Raw genomic sequence first — 22,489 nt, forward strand, 5'->3', positions numbered from 1 at the left:
TAAACCATTAAACCATTAAACCATTAAACCATTAAACCATTAAACCATTAAACCATTAAACCATTAAACCATTAAACCATTAAACCATTAAACCATTAAACCATTAAACCATTAAACCATTAAACCAGTGTAAAATAAATCTCTTTTAAAAAAGTTAAAAGCCTTTTATTCAAAATTGCGCTTTGAACAATTAAATCACGCTTGAAAACTGATGTTGGCTAACCTGCTGGCATAAATAACGGTTAACCCTATTAAACATTTTAACATAATCTCATATGCCAATATGACATTGAATTTTTTACCCGATTTAAAAAAGCTTTAATCACTATTTTACCTTTGCTGATTAAAGTTTTTACCTGTTTTTCCGTTAAATCCTGCGAGCTTGCCAAAAAGCTTTTCTCCAGTAAACGTTATTCATAGATGAACGGGTTACACCTTTATGGGTTGATGCATGAATAAATTCATTGTTGGCATCATAAATGCCAACATGTAACCCATGTTCACCACTGCCTGTTTTAAAAAAAACTAAATCACCCGGCATTAAATCATCCCTATCAATGCGGGTTCCTAACCCTATTTGCCCACGGGTAGTACGAGGTAACTGAATATTAAACCGGTCACTGAATGTACGGTAAACAAAACCAGAGCAATCAACTCCCCTACGATCCATCCCACCATAATGATAGGGTGTGCCGTACCATTGATTAAGCTGCTCTTTAAGTTGAGCAATCACCATGATGGGATCAGAAAGCGCCGTTTTTAACGCAGGAGCCTGGGTTCTGGAGGGATGACTGGAACAACCAATAAGTAACAAGCTGAGTAACAACAACAGCTCTTTTATTCTTATTGTCATCAATCTCACCCCACAGAACCCACAAAATACGCTAACTTTATCCAGCCTCCAACCAAAAAACAAGGCTGTCTTTCAAGCAAAAGAGCTAAATATTTATTTGGCTATTCGTTCTGAACGGCTAATCAACCAGACACCAAATAAAATGAAAATTACACCTGCTGTTTTCAACAAGGTGACGGTTTCATTAAACCAGGGCAATAAAGCCGCCATGAAATAAACAAATACATAACTCAAGCTTATTAACGGATAAGCTTTATTTAATGGTAAATATTTCAGTGCGAATAACCAACATAGCATAGATAACAGATACCCAGCCAGACCAGCCATTATCGTCACGAGAGAATTGCGATTATCCCATAGCCACTCAATATCAAACCAATGCAGGCCAAGGTTCAATGCCGGCAAATTTACAACGCCCCATTTCAGTAATAACTGTGCTATTGTCACCAATAATACGCTGGCTAATCCCCAAATATAACCTTTCATTCATTCAGGCTCATCAACAATATTCCCAACATAATACAAGCAACCCCACTCCAATGCTTTCTGCCTACTTTTTCCTGATAGAGAAATTTCCCCGCCAAAGTGACCATAATAAAATTGATACTCAACATGGGATAAGCCATTCCCAACGGCAATATCTGTAACAAACGCAGCCAGAATAACATCCCGACTGCTAACAGAATTATCGCCCCCAGTAACCATTTTAGAGCTAATGTTTTTTTGCCATCAGCATCACTCTGCCAGCATATCACAGCCTGTTTCTGACATAGCTGACTAGCACATGTCATTAGGCTAACCAGCAACAGTAAAGCAAAACTTATCATGGACGTTTCTCATAGACCATAATAACGAAGCGGTAATCACGGCTAACTTGATCTGCTTTTGGTAAATCAGGTAATTCTTCATTTTTATACAAATGAAAGAGCACTGATACCCGGCCTTCTTTACGGGCTTTTTCCAGCCATTGCGGAAAATCTTTATCGTAAATATGTCGGTATCGGCTATCCGGATAATTCAAACCATATTCCAGTTCACCAAAACGCTCAAGCATATAAATATCACTGCGTTTCATCTCCCATGCAGCACTGGTCGCAAGGCCAACACTTTCCGATACAATATATCGACTGTCTGCAAGCTCCTGACGATGCAGGTTAATAAAACTCTGAGGCAATTTGGAGTTAATGATATTTTCAGGCAAAACATTACCAATCGTCAGACTGACAACAATAGAGCAAAATGCCGCCCACAACCAATATTTCCCATTCTGCGTGAAACACAGATAGCCAATAATCGCCCAGATCCCAAAGGCAACAATAGCTAAAACCCATTTAAGCCATTCTGATGGCTGGTATAAAGCATGTTTTGTCACTGTTTCCATAGCAAACAAAACCATTACCGCCAACAGACCAATGAATACGTTAACCATTCCATTGATCTTCAATAACTTCATCTTGCCATTTTTTACACAATCTACACCAAATTTAGCCATCATCATTGCCAATGGCGCCATACAAGGCAAGATGTAAGTCGGCAGTTTTCCTTTTGCAATACTGAAAAACAATAATGGCACCGCAAACCAACAAAACAGAAAAAACATTTCAGGATGGGATTTTCTCTCTTTCCAGCCTTTAATCACAGCCCCAGGTAATAATCCAAGCCACGGGATCACACCAAGAATCAGAATCGGTATGTAATACCAGAATGGTGCTATATGTTGGGCATCATCAGCAGAGAAACGCTTAATATGCTCAATCCAGAAGAAATAATGCCAATAATCAGGCTCACGCAGGGCAACCGCAATAACCCACGGCAAACTAATTGCTATCGCGGAAATAATGGCAAGCGGACCAAAGCATACTATTTGCCGGACCCGTTTCTGATAAATGACAACCGGCAACATAGCAATCACCGGAACGGCCAGGGCCAGAAACCCTTTCGTCATAAAGCCCATACCACAACATAAACCAAGCACCAGATATGCTATAACCCGCCACCGAGTACAATCTGCTTTTAATGCCCAGAAACTGCACATCATGGCAGCCGTCACCCACAAAGAGAACATCGGATCGAGCACACTATAAGTGCCAATCGCCAATACCAGAAACATTGAGATATAAATCAGACTGGAGGCAAAAGCAATATGTCGGTCCTGCCACATCATCATAGCAAGCCGATATAATAAAATTGTACTGACGAAAATACAGAAAACTGATCCAAAACGAACAGCAAAGTTATTATCGCCAAAAATCCATTGACTGATATTATTAATCCAATAACCCGCTACCGGCTTTTCAAAATAACGAATATCCAGTAAATACGGAACAACCCAATCTCCTCGTTGCAGCATTTCACGACTAATTTCTGCATAACGGGTTTCATCTGGTTGCCATAACAGACGACCATTAAGGGGTAATAAATAAGTAAGGACAAAAAAAAGAGCCATCAAAAAGGCCCCTACTTTACATGCCCGATTATTTAACATAGATAAATTAAACCTCTTGTTGGCATCCTAACCACCCTTCTCTGCCGGGAAATTCGGAACGAACGATTCTTCCTACAGGAATTCGCTGTATGTTTTCAGGCAGCAGATGACTCAATGCACAAAATTGTATGTTTTCCCGGTGAGCCATCTCCAACAGAGTTTCAAATTCTGTGGATTTGGACATCCCTTCCACTTCCGTATGGATGGTATATACCGGAACTCCCTGGTTGTTTTTTATTTCATCAAGGATAAACCGATTAAAATCTTCATCTTTAACCTGAATTCCTATCACTTCATCATAAGTTGGCAACGTCACCGGAATTTGCACAGTGCCAATAGTACCATCAGGTAAAATGGGCCTGAATGGATAGCTCCCCCGACAATCACTATTGTAATCAAAACCAAACTGCTGCTTTACTGTAAGTACGCGTTCATCCGCCCGCCAGCCAGCAACTGCGGAACACGTTACCCGTTGACCCGTTGCCTGTACCAAAGCTTCCACACCCAGTTTAACCTGCTCTGTTAACTGCGCCTCAGACCAGCGGCCAACTTTCGCCTGCCAACCCTGATGATCCCATGCATGCAAGCCAACTTCATGGCCTGCATCCAACGTTTGCTTCATCAGATAGCCTAAATCCCTAGCTATTTTTTTACCCGGCCATGCAGTACCCGCCAGTAAGATATCAAGACCATACAAAGATGCCGCATTTGATCTCAACATTTTCCATAAGAATTTCGGCCGTAAAAGACGCCATAAATGGCGCCCCATATTATCCGGTCCGACACTGAAGAAAAAACTGGCCTGGATCTGATGCTTTGCCAAAATTTTAAGCAACTGCGGTACCCCTTCAACGGTTCCCCGATAGGTGTCTACATCAATTCTCAAGCCAACTTGTTTCATGCGTTTTTCCCTAATTCTTCCACCTCACCACGCAGGAAGAAATCCAATGTTTCATTGATCGTCTGTTTCATCTCAATAGTTGGTTTCCAACTCAGAAGCCGTTCCGCATTTTTAATGCTGGGCTTACGATGTTCAACATCCTGATAGCCTTTACCATAGTAACTTCCGCTTTCAATTTTTTTGAATCCGGCAAACGGAGGAAAATGACCTCTCAACTCATGATTCTCAAAGCTATCAAGTAACATTTCTGCTAACTGGCGAATACTGGCTTCGTTAGTTGGATTCCCAATATTGACAATTTGACCGTCACACAACCCATCACGGTTTTCAATAATCCGGAATAGCGCTTCAATACCATCATTAATATCAGTAAAGCAGCGTTTCTGTTCACCACCATCCACCAGTTTTATCGGTGAGCCTTCAACTAAGTTCAATATCAGTTGTGTAATCGCTCTGGAACTGCCAATACGCGCAGAGTTCAGGTTATCCAAACGTGGCCCCATCCAATTAAATGGACGAAACAGCGTGAATTTAAGTCCTTCTTTCTCACCATATGCCCAGATAACACGATCCAATAATTGTTTAGATACAGAATAGATCCAGCGCTGTTTGTTAATCGGACCAACAATCAGGCGGGAATCATCTTCATCAAACTCTTTATCATCACACATTCCGTAAACTTCTGATGTGGATGGGAAAATAATCCGTTTATTGTATTTAACACAATAACGAACAATCTTTAGATTCTCTTCGAAATCCAGTTCAAATACACGCAATGGGTTACGGGTATATTCAATCGGGGTTGCAATAGCCACCAGCGGCAGAACCACATCACATTTCTTGATGTGATACTCGATCCACTCCGTATGGATGTTGACATCACCTTCAATGAAATGAAAACGCGGATTACCGATAAAACGCTCAATGGCAGAAGAACCGATATCCATACCGTAGATATCATAGTTGCCATCACGCAACAGGCGTTCTGTCAGATGATTACCGATAAAACCGTTCACACCCAGAATTAATACACGCTTACGGTGGCTAATTTGAGAGGTTGCCTTTGGACCGACACGTATATCCGTCACAATGCTCATATCTGCTGCCAGGCGCGTCCCCTGAACATATAGGCCGGATTCATTCTGCCCACTCATAATTTCCAGCGCACCTTGACCACAGGCAATAATCAGCGGAGCCACCGACAATATAGTCCCTGGCTGTTTATTATGCGCTTCATTCAGCACGGAAGCCCGCCAGATAGTCATCTTGCGATCACCCAGAAAAGTAAATGCACCAGGATAAGGTTCTGTCACGGCCCTTATCAGGTTGTTGATTTCAGTGGCTGATTTGTTCCAATCAATTTCTCCATCAGCGGCAGTACGGCGACCAAAGTAAGTTGCCTGCTTCTCATCCTGCGGTGTTGCCGTATAAGTTCCTGCTTTGATCTGAGGTAATACTTGATCAAGCAATTTTCCCGCTACTTCGCGCATTTTACCGTGCAAAATCAGTGAAGTATCTGTTTCTGCAATAGCAACTTTATGTTGAGCAACAATATCTCCTGCATCAGGTTTCAATACCATCTTATGCAGGGTGACCCCCGTTTCTGTTTCACCATGCAAAATCGCCCAGTTAATGGGGGCACGACCACGGTATTTTGGCAACAGAGAACCATGCAAATTAAATGCACCTGCGCTCGCCAGCGATAAAATATCTTCGCTCAACATGTTCCGGTAATAAAAAGAGAAAATCACGTCAGGCTTCATTTCCCGGATACGCTCAATCCAAAGTGGATGGTTAACGTTCTCTGGTGCAAAAACCGGAAGCGCCAAATCTGCGCTCAAACGGGCAACAGAAGAGAAAAAATGGGTTTCAGTAGGATCATCTGTATGGGTAAATACCGCCTGAATATCAAAGCCAGCTTTAATTAAGGCATTGATCCCGACACAGCCGATATCATGGTAGGCAAAGATAATTGCTTTCATTTAGTATTCTTCCTGGTTTTCTGGGTTATCGTTGGTCTTTTTATTTCCGACCACTTTTTGAATAAAATAACGTGGACGCGCACGGACATCGTTATAAATACGGCCTATGTATTCACCTAATAAGCCCATTGCGACGAACTGTGCGCCAATAAACATGAAAAGGATAGCAAACAGGGTAAACACTCCTTCTGCTGCCCAAATAGAACCGAAAATCAGACGTAAAGTCATCAGCAACACCGCCAGTAAAAAACCTGAAACCGCAATGACACTCCCGACTACGCTCAACAGACGCAATGGGGCTGTTGTCAGGCAGGTAAGCAGGTCATACATCAGATTAATCAGCTTCATAAAGCTGTATTTGGAATCACCAAATTCACGCTCTGCATGGGCGACATCAATCTCTATCGTTTTACGGGCGAATGTGTTTGCCAGAATAGGAATGAAGGTGCTGCGCTCATGGCACTGCAACATGGCTTCAATAATGTGACGGCGATAAGCACGAAGCATGCAGCCATAATCCCCCATAGAGCGACCTGTTGCCTTAGTAATCATAGCGTTGATGATTTTTGAAGCTGTTTTACGAAACAGGGAATCCTGCCGGTTAGCCCGGCGGGTACCCACAACGTCATAACCCTGTTCAGCGGTTTTAACCAGACGGGGGATCTCTTCTGGAGGATTCTGTAAATCTGCATCAAGCGTAATAACCAGATCGCCATTGACCTGATTAAAACCCGCCATGATTGCTGAATGTTGGCCGTAATTACGATTAAGCAGAATTGCAATAATATGATTTTCAGGTTGTTCCGCTGCCTGAATCAGAATTTCCGCAGATTTATCACTACTACCATCATCAATAAGAATAAGCTCGTATTCTTGAGTCAATTGTTTACAAGCCGCCAAAGTTCTTTCTAGTAAAAGAGGTAAGCTTTCCTCTTCGTTATAAACTGGAATAACAACAGAAACTTTTTTAATTTGCTCAAATGACACTTATCTGCGCTCCGAAATAATTTCTTGTAAAGCATCAATGACACAATCCACATCGTCATCACTCATATCAGGGAAAAGTGGTAATGAACAAAGTGTTGCTGAATTCCATTCTGATTCAGGCAACGACAATTGCGGATAACGTTCCCGATAATATTTTTGCGTATGTGCTGCTCTGAAATGCAAACCTGTGCCGATATTTTTCTCTTTTAGACGCTCCATTAATGCATCGCGGTCAATACCACAGATTTCCTTATTAACCCGCACCATAAACAGATGATGTGCATGTAAATGTTCATAATCGGGTACACTTAGCATCTGCAATGGCAAATTTTTTAATGCCGTTGAATAACGGGCTACAATTTGCCGACGGCGAGCATTCATTGATTCCAATTTACTTAATTGCACAACAGCAATGGCAGCATGAATATCAGATAAATTATATTTGTAACCTGGTTCTACAACTTCCGCCTGCGGTTTCCTACCCTGAATTTGACGATCAAAAGCATCAACGCCTAATCCATGAAACTTTAGACACCGGATTCGTTCAGCAAGTTCATTATTATCGGTAACAATTAAACCGCCTTCCGCACAGGTAACATTTTTTATGGCATGAAAGGAGAAAATGGCCGTACCATGCTCACCAACCCACTCATTTTTATAACGAGCCCCTATTGCATGAGCCGCGTCTTCAATCAACGGAATACCGGCATCTTGAGCAATGACACGCAGTGCATCCAAATCACAGGGAGCCCCAGCATAATGAACAGGAATAATCGCTTTGGTTCTGGAAGTAATTGCTTTTTTTACGGTTTCTGCTTCGACCATTAAAGTATTACGATCGACATCAATCATGATCGGCTCGGCACCAAGCAGACAGATCATATTTATTGTGGAAACCCAAGTTTGAGACGGCGTAATAACTTCGTCACCGGGACCAATACCCAACGCCATTAATGTTAGATGCATACCTGCCGTTGCAGAAGTCAAAGCAACCGCATGTTTACAACCAAACATACGGCAGAAGTCCTGTTCCAATTGATGATTTTGCGGGCCTGTTGTAATCCAGCCCGAACGAAGAACTTTCTCTACCGCCTGAATTTCTTCATCACCTATGGCAGGACGGGAAAATGGCAGAAAACGATCCATAAAACACAGTCCAATTCATTCATAGTATAATGATATATTAGATGACTGTATTTTAACGAATCCTCAACGTAGGTATGATTTAGTAAATTAATTGACATCCTCCCCTTCCTAAAGGAAGGGGCTTCCCGCGAAAAACATGGTGAAAATTACAATAGGTTTACTCTGACTGAACGGTGCTCAAGGCAAAAAAACTCGCCAATATTTATGCCTTCTCTCTGACACACATTTGATATCAGCCGCAAAAACGCTGGAGAGCGTATTTTCTTCCATTACTTCATCCGGTTTTCCATCCGCAACCAATAGGCCATTGGCAAGCAACCAGATCCGATCAGCTTTATCATAACTGTGATTAAGATCATGACCACTCATGATGACGGTTCCACCGAGTGCACAAAATTTCTTTACTAACAGATCAAGTGCTGCCACCTGAGTGATATCAAGGTTATTTGCAGGCTCATCCAAGAGTAATAATTTACCTTTCGAATTAACTGATGGCCAAACCTGTAAAAAAACCCCGGTTAACCGCACTCTTTGCCATTCACCACCCGATAAATTTCCTACCGGTGTCTCCAGCAGCATTCCCAACTTAAAATAAGAACAGAGCGTTGACAGCACATCATCACAATTAACCCGGTGGTGCATCAAGTGCAGTTGCAGATATTGAAAAACCGGCATTATTGGTACAGAAGAAATTTGCTGGCTGAGCCATGCTCTGTGCCGTGCTAATTCACCATGACTATATTGACTAAGGCATTTTTGTTGCAGATCAATTTCACCACTACACGGCAAAATACCTGCCATACAGGCCAATAATGTGCTTTTTCCTGAACCATTTGGCCCAATAAGATGGATTTGTTCACCTTGTTGTACTGAGGCTGTCAGCGGCATTAATCGGTTTTGTACGGAGACTTGCCGGAGAGTCATCAACTGGCTGGTGATTTTCGCATCATTCACTTGTTTAACTCCAATCTCTGACTTTTAATAATAACCAGATGAATACTGGCGCTCCTAATGTTGCAGTCACAACGCCAATCGGTACTTCTGCATTCGTCAGGCTAAGGCGAGAAAATAAATCAGCCAACAATAATCCATAACCGCCGGCCAGAACACATGCAGGCAATAATGTTTTATAATCCGTCAAACCACACAAACGCAAAATATGTGGGATCACCAAACCAATAAAGCTGATTGTTCCGGCAAGTGCAACACTTAACCCCACCAGCAATCCAATCGCGCATACGAATAGATTACGCCAACGATAAAGTGAAATACCTAACTGTTGAGATGTTGTTTCTCCCAGTGAAAGAAAATTAAGTACTTTTCCTTGACTGCTCAACCAAATGATTAAAGGAAACAAAGCAACGACCAACCATTGCTGTCGCCAGTCTATCCCACTGAAACTGCCCATCATCCAGTACATTAGCTGGCGTAAGTCCAGACTGGTGCTAAAATAAACCATCCATGTCATCAATGCACCAGAGACGACACCGAAAGCGACACCCACCAATAACAAACGGGCATTATTTAGATGACGCTTTCTTGAAAAGGTCAGTAATATCATGGTGACAGTGAGCGCGCCCAGCACAGCGCCAATGCTCAACAACCAGAATGGCGTAATACCGTGAAACATCAGCACCAAAAATACAACCACCACGCTGGCGCCATTACTGATCCCCAATAATCCCGGTTCAGCCAACGGGTTTTCAAACAGAGCTTGCATCACCGCACCCGCCACAGTCAAGCTTGCACCTACCGCAACGACGGCCAGAACACGAGGAAAACGCAGCTGCCACACAAACAATTGACCCGTTTCAGAAAACCATTTATCAGGCCATATCCAATTTTCTCCAGCACAAAGTGAGAGAAAAAAAACAAATAAAAATAAACAAGTGAGAATTGTCAGAAAGCGATAATCACGCCTTTTCTGACGAGTCACTAATTCAGCAATGGAATAGGTGGGTTGCATTGGAAATCAGCTCATGAGAGAAGATCTTTATAAGAAAAAGGCCGCTATTAACGCGGCCTTTTTGATTATTCCTTAGGTGTGGCTTTCTCAACTCTGCTTTTTAACTTCTGACCAGGACGGAATGTCACTACTCGGCGAGCAGTAATTGGAATATCTTCACCCGTCTTAGGATTACGTCCCGGACGTTGGTTTTTATCCCGTAAATCAAAGTTGCCAAATCCAGACAATTTTACCTGCTCACCATTCTCCAAAGAACGACGCACTTCTTCAAAGAATAATTCAACCAGATCTTTAGCATCACGCTTGCTAATTCCCAGTTTCTCAAACAGATTTTCTGACATTTCAGCTTTAGTAAGCGCCATAGGTTCAGTCCCTCAAGGATGCTTGGAATCGCTGTTTCAGTACTGCAACACATCTATTGACAGTTGCAGCAATCTCTTCTTCTTCCAGTGTACGTGCGGTATCCTGCAAGATAAAACTTATAGCAAGGCTCTTATGACCCTCGGCTACACCTTTACCACAATACACGTCAAACAAGTTTATGCCAACTATATGATTTACGCCAACTTTCTTGCATTCTGCCAAAACATCTTCTACAGCAACATTTTCAGGCACCACAATGGCGATATCACGACGGTTTGACGGGAAACGTGAAATCTCTTTCGCGTCAGGAACCACGCAGCCTGACAGCTTGTTCCAGAGTATTTCGAATACCACGGTGCGGCCGTTTAAGTCAAGTTTACGTTCTAATTCCGGATGGACAACACCAATGTATCCGATGTATTCATTTTCCAGATAAATCCCAGCGCTTTGGCCTGGGTGCAATGCTGGATTTACATCTGCTCTAAAAGAGATCTTAGATAATTTTCCGGTTAATTCCAGTACAGTTTCCAAATCGCCTTTCATATCGAAAAAATCGATAGATTGTTTTTCCAGTGTCCAATGCTCTTCAAAACGATTGCCGGCAATGACACCACCTAACATCAGCTCCTGACGAATACCCTGATCCGCATTTTCATCAGGAACAAAACGCAAGCCGGTTTCAAACAGGCGTACACGGTTTTGCTGACGATTCTGGTTATACACCACGGTTGTCAACAAACCCGTCAGTAAAGATAAACGCATTGCAGACATATCCGCTGAAATGGGGTTAGGCAGCATCAATGCCTGTTGCTGTGGATGCAACAATGCCTGAGTTTTGGGATCAACAAAGCTGTAAGTAATTGCTTCCTGATAACCTCTGTCAACCAGCATCGTTTTAACACGTTTCAAGGGAAGATCCGCTTCACGGTGTTTTTTCATGATAAGATCTGCACGCATCGGTACATCTGGAATATTATTGTAACCGTAAATACGGGCAACTTCTTCCACCAAATCTTCTTCAATCTCCATATCAAAACGCCAGCTTGGTGCAATCGCCTGCCAGCAGTTTTCCTGAACAGTGACGTTACAACCTAAACGGGTCAAGATATCACCAACCTGATCATCAGGCACACAGTGACCAATCAAACGATCCAATTTTTCACGGCGCAAGGTGATTGTCGCAGGTTTTGGTAATTGAGATTCATCAGTAATATCAATGACCGGACCTGCTTCACCACCACAAATATCAATCAGCAATTGAGTCGCTCTCTCTATTGCCTGGTGTTGTAACTGAGGATCAACACCGCGCTCATAGCGGTGAGATGCTTCAGTATGTAAACCATAACGACGAGCACGACCAGCAATCGCCAAAGGTGCAAAAAATGCGCACTCAAGTAAAATATTTTGAGTTTCTTCGTTCACACCTGAATATTCACCCCCAAAAATACCCGCCATTGCAATGGCTTGTTTTTCATCAGAAATAACCAGAGTATCAACAGAAAGCCTGGCTTCTGTGCCATCCAGCAAAACGAGTTTTTCATCCGGTTTCGCCATACGCACAGTGATTGAACCATTTAAGCGCTCCAAATCAAACGCATGCAATGGTTGGCCTAATTCAAGCAACACATAGTTAGTCACATCGACAATTGGATCAATAGAGCGGATACCACTACGACGCAGTTTTTCACGCATCCACAATGGTGTTGTCGCTTTCACATTGATTTTTTTAATTACCCGCCCCAAGTAACGAGGGCAAGCTTCTGTTGCTTCAACATGAATAGGAAAAACAGCATCTGTTGTTGGTTTTATTGCCTCAATTTGCGGTGCAGATAATGGCATTTTATTAGCGACTGCTACATCACGTGCGACCCCCATAATACTCAGGCAATCAGCACGGTTAGGTGTAATACTGATCTCAATGACGCTATCATCCAGCCTCAGATATTCACGTAGATCAACACCTAAAGGCGCATCAATGGGTAATTCAATAATACCATCGTGATCTTCAGAAATACCCAGTTCAGAGAAAGAACACAGCATACCTTCAGAAGACTCACCACGCAGTTTAGCCGCTTTGATTTTGAAATCACCCGGCAGTACAGCACCCACTGTGGCTACCGCAACTTTCAACCCCAAACGGCAGTTCGGTGCGCCACAAACGATATCCAATAGGCGATCACCACCGACATTCACTTTTGTAACCCGTAATTTATCCGCATTTGGATGCTGGTCACATTCAACAACTTCACCAACAACCACACCATGGAATTGACCAGCAACAGCTTCAGTGCCATCAACTTCCAAACCAACCATGGTGATTTGATCAGACAATTCTTCACTGTCAATGGCTGGGTTTACCCACTCGCGCAACCAGAGTTCACTGAATTTCATGAGATATTCCCGCCTTATTTAAACTGTTTGAGAAAACGCAAATCATTTTCGAAGAACGCACGCAAGTCAGTTACACCGTAACGCAACATTGTCAGGCGCTCCACCCCCATGCCAAAAGCAAAACCAGAATAAATTTCAGGATCAAGGCCAACATTATTCAGCACATTAGGATGAACCATACCGCAGCCCAACACTTCCAGCCATTTGCCGTTTTTACCCATTACGTCAACTTCCGCCGAAGGTTCTGTAAATGGAAAGTAAGAAGGACGGAAACGAACCTGCAAGTCTTCTTCAAAGAAGTTAGTCAGGAAATCGTGCAACGTCCCTTTCAGATTGGTAAAACTGATGTCACGGTCAATAATCAAACCTTCCACCTGATGGAACATAGGCGTATGAGTTTGGTCGTAGTCATTACGGTATACACGGCCAGGTGCAATGACACGAATGGGCGGCTGTTGGTTATGCATAGTCCGGACCTGAACACCAGAAGTCTGAGTACGCAACAGACGTTTGGCATCAAACCAGAAAGTATCATGATCAGCGCGTGCAGGATGGTGGGCAGGAATATTCAATGCATCGAAATTGTGATAATCATCTTCAATTTCAGGGCCTGATTCTACAGAAAAACCTAATTCACCAAAGAAAGTTTCAATACGCTCTATTGTACGGTTAACCGGGTGTAATCCACCATTTTCCATACGGCGACCAGGCAGAGATACATCAATCTTCTCTGCGGCTAAACGGAAGTTCAGGAGGTCAGTCTCCAGTTTTTCTTTACAGGCATTCAAAACTTCCTGGACTTCCTGCTTCGCCTGATTAATAACCGCCCCTGCGGCTGGACGTTCTTCGGCCGGCAGATCACGCAGCGATGACATTTGGAGAGTTAAATGGCCTTTTTTGCCTAAATATTCAACACGCACCAAATCCAACGCAGCAACATCTTGGGCATCTTCTATGGCTGCTTTTGCATTTGCAACCAATTCAGCGAGATGTGGCATCGTTTTCCTCTTCCTTCGGCCTAACGGCCTGCTAATAATGATCGTTAATGACTCTATAAACCTGCTTCTGTTTTTATGTGATAAAAACAAAAAAGCCTCCACAACGGAGGCTCAGGCGCTACTTTTCGTTTCTTTTCTTACGCGCAAAGCCCCCTGAATTCAGGCGCTAAAATAAAAAAAGAAGCGAAAAAAAGCTAAAGGCATAATATTGGTTCTCTCGGAAAAAATTTTTTCTGACAACGGCGCTCTAGTAAGCCACATTTTCAAACAAAGTAAAAGAGGGAGCATGCTCCCCCTCTTAAACTACTCTAACTTATGCCAGAGCGCTCTTCGCTTTTTCAACTAAAGCAGCAAATGCCACTTTGTCAAACACAGCGATGTCAGCCAGGATCTTACGGTCGATTTCAACAGAAGCCTTTTTCAGGCCATCAATGAAACGGCTGTAAGACAGACCATTCTGACGTGCAGCAGCGTTGATACGTGCAATCCACAGTTGACGGAACTGACGTTTACGCTGACGACGGTCACGGTAAGCGTACTGCCCTGCTTTGATTACTGCCTGGAAGGCAACACGGTAAACGCGCGAACGGGCACCATAGTAACCTTTCGCTTGCTTTAAAATTTTCTTGTGACGTGCACGGGCGACAACACCACGTTTTACGCGAGCCATATACTTCTCCTATCGTCTCTGAGTTCTAATCTAAAAATTGCTTATGCGTACGGCAGACAAGCAACAACCAGGCCCAGATCACCTTTGGAGACCATGCCTTTTGGACGTAAATGACGTTTACGCTTGGTTGATTTCTTAGTCAGAATGTGACGAAGGTTAGCGTGCTTACGCTTAAAACCACCACTTGCAGTTTTTTTAAAGCGTTTAGCGGCGCCGCGTACTGTTTTAATCTTTGGCATTTTAATTTCCACTTCGCATTGTTAATTACAACGAATCAGTAAGGCGAACAAGCCCCAACCAGACGAACCGACTGGAGCTTATTACTTGATTGTGCCCGACTATTTCTTCTTAGGAGCGAGCACCATGATCATCTGACGGCCTTCAATCTTCGATGGGAAGGATTCGACCACTGCCAGTTCATCCAGATCGCCGCGAATGCGGTTAAGCATTTCGACACCAATCTGCTGGTGCGCCATTTCACGCCCACGGAAACGCAGGGTGATTTTAGCTTTATCGCCATCTTCCAGAAAACGAATCAGGTTGCGTAGTTTGACCTGATAGTCGCCTTCATCTGTACCAGGACGGAATTTAATTTCCTTAACCTGAATAACCTTTTGTTTTTTCTTCTGTTCTTTGATTGACTTACTCTTCTCATAGAGGAACTTGCCGTAATCCATGATACGGCAAACCGGCGGCTCGGCATTCGGGCTGATTTCAACTAAATCAACACCCGCTTCCTCAGCTTTTTCAAGAGCTTCTCTCAGATTGACGATGCCAATCTGTTCGCCATCTAAACCTGTTAAACGAACTTCAGAAGCGCGAATTTCTCCATTAATGCGGTTAGGACGCGCCGTTTGAATTCTTTTTCCGCCTTTAATACCTTATTCCTCCAATTGATGAAGATTGCGACTGCGTATTTCTATCAGCAGTTTTTCGATGAACTCGTTAACATCAATGCTACCTAAATCCTTACCGCGGCGGGTTCGAACAGAAATTTTTCCTGATTCGACCTCTTTTTCACCACAAACAAGCATATAAGGAACACGACGTAGAGTGTGTTCACGGATTTTAAAACCAATCTTCTCGTTTCTCAAGTCTGCTTTTGCACGGATGCCTGCATCTTGAAGTTTTTTTGCTAATTCCTGTACATAATCAGCCTGGCTATCTGTGATATTCATCACAACTACCTGCTGCGGAGCAATCCATGTCGGGAAGAAACCCGCATATTCCTCAGTCAGGATGCCGATAAACCGTTCCAGTGAACCCAGAACCGCACGGTGAATCATTACAGGAACCTTACGTTCGTTGTTTTCACCTACGTAGGACGCACTCAAACGGCCCGGTAGTGAAAAGTCAAGCTGCACAGTACCACATTGCCACGCACGATCCAAACAATCATGCAAAGTAAATTCAATTTTTGGTCCGTAGAAAGCACCTTCACCTGGCTGATACTCAAACTGAACACCGTTTTCTTGCAGCGCTGCCGCCAAAGCTTCCTCGGCCTGGCTCCATTGTTCTTCAGTACCAATGCGTTTTTCCGGACGGGTCGATAGCTTAACAACGATTTTTTCAAAACCAAAAGTGCTGTAAACGTCGTACACCATCTTAATGCAGCTGCTCACTTCCCGATGAATTTGCTCTTCTGTACAGAAGATATGAGCATCATCCTGAGTAAAGCCACGAACACGCATCAAACCATGTAATGCACCCGACGGTTCATTACGGTGACAGCTACCGAACTCAGCCATACGTAAAGGCAAGTCACGATAAGATTTTAAACCTTGGTTAAAAATCTGAATGTGCCCTGGACAATTCATGGGTTTAACGCAATATTCACGGTTCTCTGAAGAAGTGGTAAACATATGCTCACCATAGTTTTCCCAGTGACCCGTTTTTTCCCACATCACACGGTCCATCATAAATGGACCTTTAACTTCCTGATATTGATATTCTTTCAGTTTAGTGCGCACGAAAGTTTCAAGTTCACGGAAAATAGTCCAGCCATCGTTATGCCAGAATGCCATACCCGGCGCTTCTTCCTGCATGTGGTACAAATCTAGCTGTTTACCAATTTTACGATGGTCACGTTTAGCGGCTTCTTCCAAGCGTTGCAGATAAGTGTTGAGCTGTTTCTTATCAGCCCACGCAGTACCGTATATCCGTTGCAACATTTTATTGTTGCTGTCGCCACGCCAGTATGCCCCTGCTATTTTCTGTAATTTAAAATGATGACAAAAACGCATATTTGGCACATGTGGGCCACGGCACATGTCAACATATTCTTCATGATTATACAGGCCAGGACGATCATCACGGCCAATGTTGTCATCCAAAATCTGTACTTTGTAATCCTCACCACGGGCAACGAACGTATCACGAGCTTCTTGCCAACTCACTTTTTTCTTGATGACGTCATAGTCTTTTTTAGCAAGCTCCAACATGCGTTTTTCAAGCAGCTCAATATCTTCCTGCGTCAAGGCACGGCCAAGATCGACATCATAGTAAAAACCATTATCAATGACAGGTCCGATGGCCATTTTAGTATCTGGCCATAATTGCTTAATCGCATGGCCCAACAGATGTGCGCATGAATGGCGGATAATTTCCAGCCCTTCCCCATCTTTACTGGTAATAATAGCCAGTTTTGTATCAGAATCGATTAATTCACAGGCATCCACCAGCTCACCGTTTACGCGGCCAGCAATACATGCTTTCGCTAAACCTGGACCAATATCACAGGCAACATCCATTACAGAAACGGCACGATCAAACTGACGTTGGCTACCGTCAGGAAGAGTAATAACAGGCATTTAAAATCCTTATCTACAGTGGTGACCCGCACGAAAGGTCACTTGAAGGAATTTGATATTCAACTAAAATAACGATTTAAATTATTATCTAGTCAATCCATTAACGTTTGGTACTAAAACGGGTACACAATGTAAAAAGTGACTGCCTTTGATACCGAAACATCGCGAAAATATACCACCAACAAACATTCAGGTCACGGCTATGTTTAGTTAGAAAATCAAAGGGCATATGGCCTTAATAATCCACTGCATCAATAATACGATCATTTCAATGACGAAAAAGCACGATTTCTGCTCTTATTACAGCGCGGAATAAATATCGCCAGTTTGATATTGAAGTCAATGAAAGTCTTAAAAAAATCTTATAGAAACATGAGGAAACAGTAATGGCTGTTCCCAGTTCTAACTGAATATAATCATAATCAAATATATATTTCAGAAAAAATCATTAGAAATGGAATAGCCTTTTGCCAGCTCTTTAATCTGCCATTGTCAATGAACGGTAAGCATTCTTCACTTTCCACAAATAGCGTGGAGCCTGAGGTGCCGGATGATTATCCTTGACATGCTGATAAAACTCATCCGGTGTCATCCGGTTTATTTTATTAACGGCTAACTGACGGTCAGCACTAAAAGTGCGCAAGAGCGCACCTGCACCATTGACGTAAGCAACGATAGTGGCGTAGTAGAGCGTCTCCGGATTATCAATACCCGCCAGATGCTGCTCTTTTAGAAGACGAATATAAGCAGTACCAAGATCAATATTGGTTTTAGGATCTTTCAACTCACGGGTTGTCGGCTGACCAAAACGCCCTTTCTGTCGATACACATCCCGTCCTGCTGTTGATGCTTTAATTTGCATAAGACCAATTGCGTTCGATTTACTGACGGCATCGGGGCGAAAACCTGATTCAACTTGAATAATCGCCCTGATAAGCGTTTCATCAACACCGTACCGATTGGATGCCTGCTGAATAAATTTATCAAAAGGTGTCGGCGGAAAAGAAGAAAACCCAGCGACGTTAGCAAAGCTACCATTCAGCATACGTTGCTGACCTGGCTGTTTTCCGATATTGGTTTGCTGAGCTTTCTTTTCAGCACAACCGACTAATAGCACAATCAGCGCCACAAAGCTGAGTTTTAGTTTCACCCTTTAATCCTCTGGATCAAATCTACTACAGCGCAGCATATACAATTTCGTTCACAACCCAAAAATATTTTACTTAACTTTTAACTCTATTCATGTTCATATCATATGAAGTGACTATTACAATAATCTCTGTTTCTAAATTTTATAATCTTGACTTTACTTAAATGATATTGATAATCGTTATCATATGCATATTTATAACAAGTAAAGGTTTGAATTCATGAAAAAGAAATTCTCTCTGCTTCCTTATCCTATACCGGGAATCGTATTGATTCTCTTATCCATAATCTTATTTAGCCAACAGGTATCCGCCGCCAAAAAACTTAAAGTCGTCACTACTTTTACTATCATTCAGGATATAGCACAAAATGTAGCAGGCGATGCTGCAATTGTTGAATCAATTACTAAACCAGGTGCTGAAATCCATGATTATCAACCTACTCCCAAAGATATTATAAAATCTCAACATGCTGATTTGATCCTTTGGAATGGATTGAATCTGGAACGCTGGTTCGAACGTTTCTTTGAAAACCTCAAAGATGTCCCTGCCGTTGTCATTACTGAAGGCATTACGCCATTACCTATTCGTGAAGGGCCTTACAATGGAAACCCTAACCCTCACGCCTGGATGTCACCCACCAATGCTCTAGTTTATATTGAAAATATCCGCAAAGCATTCGTGAAATATGATCCTGAAAATACAGAAATTTATAATAGGAACGCCAAAGCTTATGCTGAAAAAATCGCCCAATTGGATTCTCCACTGAGAGAGCGTCTTGCCCGTATTCCACAGGATCAACGTTGGTTAGTCACCAGTGAAGGGGCTTTTAGCTATCTGGCTAAAGATTATCAATTTAAGGAAGTTTATCTGTGGCCAATCAATGCGGAAGAACAAGGTTCACCACAACAAGTTCGTCATGTGATTGATACAGTAAGAGCAAATAAGATCCCGGTGGTGTTTAGCGAAAGTACCATTTCCGATAAACCAGCCAAACAAGTCAGCAAAGAAACCGATGCCCGTTATGGTGGCGTTCTTTATGTAGATTCACTCTCCGGCAGTGACGGGCCAGTACCCACTTATATTGATTTACTGAACAAAACTGTAGATACAATCGCAAAAGGATTTAATCAATGAATAGCAATATGCTGTTTGAGCGTCCTCATTTAGTGGTTGATGATGCCACTGTGACTTATAACAACGGCCACACTGCTATTTATGACGCCAGTTTTTCTATCACCGGCGGTACTATCTGTGCATTAGTTGGCATTAATGGCAGTGGTAAGTCCACACTGTTTAAGACCATTATGGGGCTGGTAAACCCATCTCAAGGGAAAGTTACCCTAAGCGATATGCCTGTCAAAAGTGCATTAAAGAAAAATATCATCGCGTATGTACCTCAAACAGAAGAAGTTGACTGGAACTTCCCGGTACTGGTTTCTGATGTCGTTATGATGGGCCGCTACGGCAAAATGGGATTTTTGAGAATCCCAGGCAAAAAGGATCACCAAGCTGTTGATGAAGCACTTGAACGTGTTGGCTTAACGGCTCTGCGCAACCGGCAGATTGGAGAGCTTTCAGGAGGGCAAAAAAAACGGGTTTTTCTTGCAAGAGCGCTGGCTCAGGAAGGAAAAGTTCTGTTACTGGATGAACCTTTTACCGGTGTTGATGTAAAAACAGAAAATGCCATCATTGACCTGCTGTGTGATTTACGTGATGAGGGTCATCTGGTTTTAGTCTCAACACACAACCTTGGCAGTGTTCCCGAATTCTGTGACCACGTCATCCTGATCAACCGAACTGTTCTGGCAAGTGGCCCGACAGAAACAACGTTCACCCAGAAGAATTTGGAGATGACTTTTGGTGGAGTACTTCGTCACATTAATCTATCCGGGCCGGAGTTGCATAATGATGATGATCCACGTTCCCTGACGGTTATTACTGATGATGAACGTGCAGCGGTGTTTTACGGTCAAGATCACCATGTTCCACCGAGGCAAACCCAGCAAAAGGAGAAACATAAACCATGATAGAACTTTTGCTGCAACCTTTTCACTATAACTACATGGTGAAAGCTATCTGGGTCAGTTCAATTGTCGGTGCCGTTTGTGCCTTTCTTTCTGCCTATCTGATGCTAAAAGGCTGGTCACTGATGGGAGACGCTCTCTCTCACTCGGTTGTGCCTGGTGTCGCCGGTGCGTACGCACTGGGTCTTCCTTATGCAGGTGGCGCTTTTTTTACCGGCATGCTGGCAGCGCTATCAATGACTCTCGTTCGCCATATCACTCGCTTACGTGAAGATGCGGTGATCGGGTTTATATTTTCTACTTTCTTTGCTGCCGGCTTATTAATCGTTTCTCTCAACCCCACATCCGTTAACGTGCAAACCATTATTCTCGGTAATATCCTCGGTATCGCTGATGAAGATGTTCTCCAGGTTGAAATTATCATTGCAGTTTCATTTATCGTGTTAATGCTTATTTGGAAAGATTTGCTAGTTGTGTTCTTCGACGAAACCCATGCACGTTCTATTGGCTTATCTCCCTTACGGATGAAAATTATTTTTTTTACTTTACTGAGTGCCTGTACCGTTGCTGCCTTACAAACTGTCGGCGCTATTCTAGTAATCGCAATGGTAGTAACTCCAGGAGCAACCGCCTATTTACTAACTGATCGTTTTAAACACTTATTGATAATTGCAGTAGCTATTGGTTCCCTGACCAGTGCGTTTGGTGCTTACTTAAGTTTCTTCCTTAATGGTGCCACCGGAGGTGTTATTGTCACGCTACAAACCGTTATTTTCCTATTGGCGTTCTTCTTTGCACCAAAACACGGATTAGTCGCATCCCGTATACGTGCCAGAAAAGAATCCGTGGCGTTGGCTAAGGAGACACCGCTATGAATCAGTTGATTCAATTGATCACTGAACCGTTTATGTTTCCATTTATGCAACGGGCAATGTTCGCAGCCATTGTGACAGGCGCAGTATGTGCGATGCTCTCTTGTTACCTGGTGCTTAAAGGGTGGTCGTTAATGGGAGATGCTATCTCTCATGCCGTATTACCGGGGATTGTACTGGCTTTCGCTGCCGGGATACCTCTGGCTATTGGCGCGTTTCTTTCTGGTATTTTTTGCGCTTTTGCAACAGGATATCTGAAAGAACACAGCCGGATAAAAGAAGATACTGTGATGGGAATCGTCTTTTCCGGCATGTTTGCTTTTGGTTTAGTTCTTTTTGCCCGAATGGATACCGATCAACATCTCACTCATATTTTGTTTGGTAATATGCTGGGGATCACTAAAGATGAATTGAATCAAACATTATGGATTACCTGTATTACCATGGCTGTGGTACTGCTAAAACGTAAAGATTTCATGCTCTATTGCTTTGATCCGAACCAAGCGCGCGTAGTAGGGTTACCTGTTAAGTTTTTGCATTACGGTTTACTTTGTTTGCTGGCAATGACTATTGTCGCTTCCCTGCAAGCCGTGGGAATGATTCTGGTTATCGCAATGTTAATATCGCCCGGGATTATCGCTTTTATGTTATGCCGTAGTTTTGATCGAATGTTAATTGTCGCTATTGTTGCGTCGGTCAGTTCCTGTGTTCTTGGTACACTGATTAGTTTCCATATTGATGGTGCAACAGGGCCATGCATTGTTATTATTCAAGCTATTTTCTTTACACTGGCACTGACTTACAGTCAGATAAAACAAGCAAGAACAAAACTTAAACATAAAACCCATCAAGTTACTCTCCAAGTCTCTGACGAACCTAATTAATAACAA

The 22,489-nt window shown here is 42.9% G+C and carries 23 protein-coding genes and 1 other annotated feature; of the genes, 4 read left to right on the forward strand and 19 right to left on the reverse strand.

Features of this window, described 5'->3' with window-relative positions; genetic code table 11:
* Nucleotides 1-367 precede the first annotated feature (367 nt).
* From C5470_RS05540 to C5470_RS05630, 19 genes are all read right to left on the reverse strand, one after another.
* Complete coding sequence (locus C5470_RS05540) at nt 368-853, reverse strand: C40 family peptidase (protein WP_166286653.1); 486 nt, start codon at nt 851-853, stop codon at nt 368-370.
* Between the two features lie 93 nt (nt 854-946).
* Nucleotides 947-1,339 carry a 4-amino-4-deoxy-L-arabinose-phosphoundecaprenol flippase subunit ArnF gene (arnF, locus tag C5470_RS05545; protein ID WP_166286655.1) on the reverse strand — a complete coding sequence of 131 codons (393 nt, stop codon included), beginning with the start codon at nt 1,337-1,339 and terminating at the stop codon, nt 947-949.
* Entirely contained in the window at nt 1,336-1,680 is a 345-nt protein-coding gene (gene arnE, locus C5470_RS05550) for a 4-amino-4-deoxy-L-arabinose-phosphoundecaprenol flippase subunit ArnE (RefSeq protein ID WP_166286657.1), read from the reverse strand. The genes arnF and arnE overlap by 4 nt, the downstream gene beginning before the upstream one ends.
* Nucleotides 1,677-3,338, reverse strand: a complete 1,662-nt coding sequence (gene arnT, locus C5470_RS05555) for a lipid IV(A) 4-amino-4-deoxy-L-arabinosyltransferase (protein ID WP_166286659.1) — start codon at nt 3,336-3,338, stop codon at nt 1,677-1,679. The genes arnE and arnT overlap by 4 nt, the downstream gene beginning before the upstream one ends.
* A 7-nt stretch (nt 3,339-3,345) precedes the next feature.
* Nucleotides 3,346-4,239 (reverse strand): 4-deoxy-4-formamido-L-arabinose-phosphoundecaprenol deformylase, encoded by an 894-nt coding sequence (gene arnD, locus C5470_RS05560; RefSeq protein ID WP_166286661.1) that lies wholly within the window; start codon nt 4,237-4,239, stop codon nt 3,346-3,348.
* Nucleotides 4,236-6,221: a bifunctional UDP-4-amino-4-deoxy-L-arabinose formyltransferase/UDP-glucuronic acid oxidase ArnA gene (gene arnA, locus C5470_RS05565; RefSeq protein ID WP_166286663.1), complete on the reverse strand. Its 1,986-nt coding sequence runs from the start codon at nt 6,219-6,221 to the stop codon at nt 4,236-4,238. The genes arnD and arnA overlap by 4 nt, the downstream gene beginning before the upstream one ends.
* Nucleotides 6,222-7,208 carry an undecaprenyl-phosphate 4-deoxy-4-formamido-L-arabinose transferase gene (gene arnC, locus C5470_RS05570; protein ID WP_166286665.1) on the reverse strand — a complete coding sequence of 329 codons (987 nt, stop codon included), beginning with the start codon at nt 7,206-7,208 and terminating at the stop codon, nt 6,222-6,224. It abuts the gene before it with no gap.
* Nucleotides 7,209-8,354: a UDP-4-amino-4-deoxy-L-arabinose aminotransferase gene (gene arnB, locus C5470_RS05575; protein WP_166286667.1), complete on the reverse strand. Its 1,146-nt coding sequence runs from the start codon at nt 8,352-8,354 to the stop codon at nt 7,209-7,211.
* 177 nt (nt 8,355-8,531) lie between these two features.
* Entirely contained in the window at nt 8,532-9,278 is a 747-nt protein-coding gene (gene btuD / locus C5470_RS05580) for a vitamin B12 ABC transporter ATP-binding protein BtuD (RefSeq protein ID WP_166286965.1), read from the reverse strand.
* Between the two features lie 34 nt (nt 9,279-9,312).
* Nucleotides 9,313-10,320 carry a vitamin B12 ABC transporter permease BtuC gene (btuC, locus tag C5470_RS05585; RefSeq protein ID WP_166286669.1) on the reverse strand — a complete coding sequence of 336 codons (1,008 nt, stop codon included), beginning with the start codon at nt 10,318-10,320 and terminating at the stop codon, nt 9,313-9,315.
* A 65-nt stretch (nt 10,321-10,385) separates the two neighbouring features.
* Complete coding sequence (gene ihfA / locus C5470_RS05590; protein WP_011146885.1) at nt 10,386-10,682, reverse strand: integration host factor subunit alpha; 297 nt, start codon at nt 10,680-10,682, stop codon at nt 10,386-10,388.
* Nucleotides 10,683-10,686: 4 nt separating this feature from the next.
* Nucleotides 10,687-13,074: a phenylalanine--tRNA ligase subunit beta gene (pheT, locus tag C5470_RS05595; protein ID WP_166286671.1), complete on the reverse strand. Its 2,388-nt coding sequence runs from the start codon at nt 13,072-13,074 to the stop codon at nt 10,687-10,689.
* Between the two features lie 14 nt (nt 13,075-13,088).
* On the reverse strand, nt 13,089-14,072 hold the full coding sequence (gene pheS / locus C5470_RS05600) for a phenylalanine--tRNA ligase subunit alpha (protein WP_036849454.1): 984 nt from the start codon (nt 14,070-14,072) through the stop codon (nt 13,089-13,091).
* A gap of 85 nt (nt 14,073-14,157) precedes the next feature.
* Nucleotides 14,158-14,282, reverse strand: a sequence feature (Phe leader region).
* Nucleotides 14,232-14,360: a pheST operon leader peptide PheM gene (pheM, locus tag C5470_RS23570; protein ID WP_166286673.1), complete on the reverse strand. Its 129-nt coding sequence runs from the start codon at nt 14,358-14,360 to the stop codon at nt 14,232-14,234. It overlaps the preceding feature by 51 nt.
* Nucleotides 14,361-14,385: 25 nt before the next feature.
* Nucleotides 14,386-14,742: a 50S ribosomal protein L20 gene (rplT, locus tag C5470_RS05610; protein WP_021323015.1), complete on the reverse strand. Its 357-nt coding sequence runs from the start codon at nt 14,740-14,742 to the stop codon at nt 14,386-14,388.
* A 41-nt stretch (nt 14,743-14,783) separates the two neighbouring features.
* Complete coding sequence (rpmI, locus tag C5470_RS05615) at nt 14,784-14,981, reverse strand: 50S ribosomal protein L35 (RefSeq protein WP_006118955.1); 198 nt, start codon at nt 14,979-14,981, stop codon at nt 14,784-14,786.
* Nucleotides 14,982-15,080: 99 nt separating this feature from the next.
* Entirely contained in the window at nt 15,081-15,620 is a 540-nt protein-coding gene (gene infC / locus C5470_RS05620) for a translation initiation factor IF-3 (RefSeq protein WP_166286967.1), read from the reverse strand.
* A 3-nt stretch (nt 15,621-15,623) separates the two neighbouring features.
* Nucleotides 15,624-17,552 (reverse strand): threonine--tRNA ligase, encoded by a 1,929-nt coding sequence (thrS, locus tag C5470_RS05625; RefSeq protein WP_166286675.1) that lies wholly within the window; start codon nt 17,550-17,552, stop codon nt 15,624-15,626.
* 478 nt (nt 17,553-18,030) lie between these two features.
* The gene (locus C5470_RS05630; RefSeq protein WP_166286677.1) at nt 18,031-18,702 is read right to left on the reverse strand and encodes a transglycosylase SLT domain-containing protein; all 672 of its coding nucleotides are present in this window, start codon (nt 18,700-18,702) and stop codon (nt 18,031-18,033) included.
* A gap of 220 nt (nt 18,703-18,922) precedes the next feature.
* Here C5470_RS05630 and C5470_RS05635 point away from each other — a divergent pair, with 220 nt between their 5' ends.
* Genes C5470_RS05635 through C5470_RS05650 form a run of 4 tightly spaced genes read left to right on the forward strand, consistent with a single transcriptional unit; the run spans nt 18,923 to nt 22,483 of the window.
* Entirely contained in the window at nt 18,923-19,837 is a 915-nt protein-coding gene (locus tag C5470_RS05635; protein WP_166286679.1) for a metal ABC transporter substrate-binding protein, read from the forward strand.
* Nucleotides 19,834-20,730, forward strand: coding sequence for a manganese/iron ABC transporter ATP-binding protein (locus tag C5470_RS05640; RefSeq protein WP_036849447.1), 897 nt, complete (start codon nt 19,834-19,836; stop codon nt 20,728-20,730). The genes C5470_RS05635 and C5470_RS05640 overlap by 4 nt, the downstream gene beginning before the upstream one ends.
* Complete coding sequence (locus tag C5470_RS05645) at nt 20,727-21,602, forward strand: metal ABC transporter permease (protein WP_021324215.1); 876 nt, start codon at nt 20,727-20,729, stop codon at nt 21,600-21,602. The genes C5470_RS05640 and C5470_RS05645 overlap by 4 nt, the downstream gene beginning before the upstream one ends.
* A complete protein-coding gene (locus C5470_RS05650) occupies nt 21,599-22,483 on the forward strand; it encodes a metal ABC transporter permease (RefSeq protein WP_166286681.1) in 885 nt (294 codons plus the stop codon). Before C5470_RS05645 ends, C5470_RS05650 begins: the two co-directional genes overlap by 4 nt.
* Nucleotides 22,484-22,489: the final 6 nt, after the last annotated feature.

The organism is Photorhabdus stackebrandtii (assembly GCF_011189495.1).
In the GTDB taxonomy this organism is placed as follows: Bacteria; Pseudomonadota; Gammaproteobacteria; order Enterobacterales; family Enterobacteriaceae; genus Photorhabdus; species Photorhabdus khanii.

Coding starts and splice junctions, on each gene's coding strand:
- C5470_RS05540 (WP_166286653.1), bottom strand. CDS start 853: ATGACAATAAGAATAAAAGAGCTGTTGTTGTTACTCAGCTTGTTACTT.
- arnF (WP_166286655.1), bottom strand. CDS start 1,339: ATGAAAGGTTATATTTGGGGATTAGCCAGCGTATTATTGGTGACAATA.
- arnE (WP_166286657.1), bottom strand. CDS start 1,680: ATGATAAGTTTTGCTTTACTGTTGCTGGTTAGCCTAATGACATGTGCT.
- arnT (WP_166286659.1), bottom strand. CDS start 3,338: ATGTTAAATAATCGGGCATGTAAAGTAGGGGCCTTTTTGATGGCTCTT.
- arnD (WP_166286661.1), bottom strand. CDS start 4,239: ATGAAACAAGTTGGCTTGAGAATTGATGTAGACACCTATCGGGGAACC.
- arnA (WP_166286663.1), bottom strand. CDS start 6,221: ATGAAAGCAATTATCTTTGCCTACCATGATATCGGCTGTGTCGGGATC.
- arnB (WP_166286667.1), bottom strand. CDS start 8,354: ATGGATCGTTTTCTGCCATTTTCCCGTCCTGCCATAGGTGATGAAGAA.
- btuD (WP_166286965.1), bottom strand. CDS start 9,278: ATGACTCTCCGGCAAGTCTCCGTACAAAACCGATTAATGCCGCTGACA.
- btuC (WP_166286669.1), bottom strand. CDS start 10,320: ATGCAACCCACCTATTCCATTGCTGAATTAGTGACTCGTCAGAAAAGG.
- ihfA (WP_011146885.1), bottom strand. CDS start 10,682: ATGGCGCTTACTAAAGCTGAAATGTCAGAAAATCTGTTTGAGAAACTG.
- pheT (WP_166286671.1), bottom strand. CDS start 13,074: ATGAAATTCAGTGAACTCTGGTTGCGCGAGTGGGTAAACCCAGCCATT.
- pheS (WP_036849454.1), bottom strand. CDS start 14,072: ATGCCACATCTCGCTGAATTGGTTGCAAATGCAAAAGCAGCCATAGAA.
- pheM (WP_166286673.1), bottom strand. CDS start 14,360: ATGCTCCCTCTTTTACTTTGTTTGAAAATGTGGCTTACTAGAGCGCCG.
- rplT (WP_021323015.1), bottom strand. CDS start 14,742: ATGGCTCGCGTAAAACGTGGTGTTGTCGCCCGTGCACGTCACAAGAAA.
- rpmI (WP_006118955.1), bottom strand. CDS start 14,981: ATGCCAAAGATTAAAACAGTACGCGGCGCCGCTAAACGCTTTAAAAAA.
- thrS (WP_166286675.1), bottom strand. CDS start 17,552: ATGCCTGTTATTACTCTTCCTGACGGTAGCCAACGTCAGTTTGATCGT.
- C5470_RS05635 (WP_166286679.1), top strand. CDS start 18,923: ATGAAAAAGAAATTCTCTCTGCTTCCTTATCCTATACCGGGAATCGTA.
- C5470_RS05640 (WP_036849447.1), top strand. CDS start 19,834: ATGAATAGCAATATGCTGTTTGAGCGTCCTCATTTAGTGGTTGATGAT.
- C5470_RS05645 (WP_021324215.1), top strand. CDS start 20,727: ATGATAGAACTTTTGCTGCAACCTTTTCACTATAACTACATGGTGAAA.
- C5470_RS05650 (WP_166286681.1), top strand. CDS start 21,599: ATGAATCAGTTGATTCAATTGATCACTGAACCGTTTATGTTTCCATTT.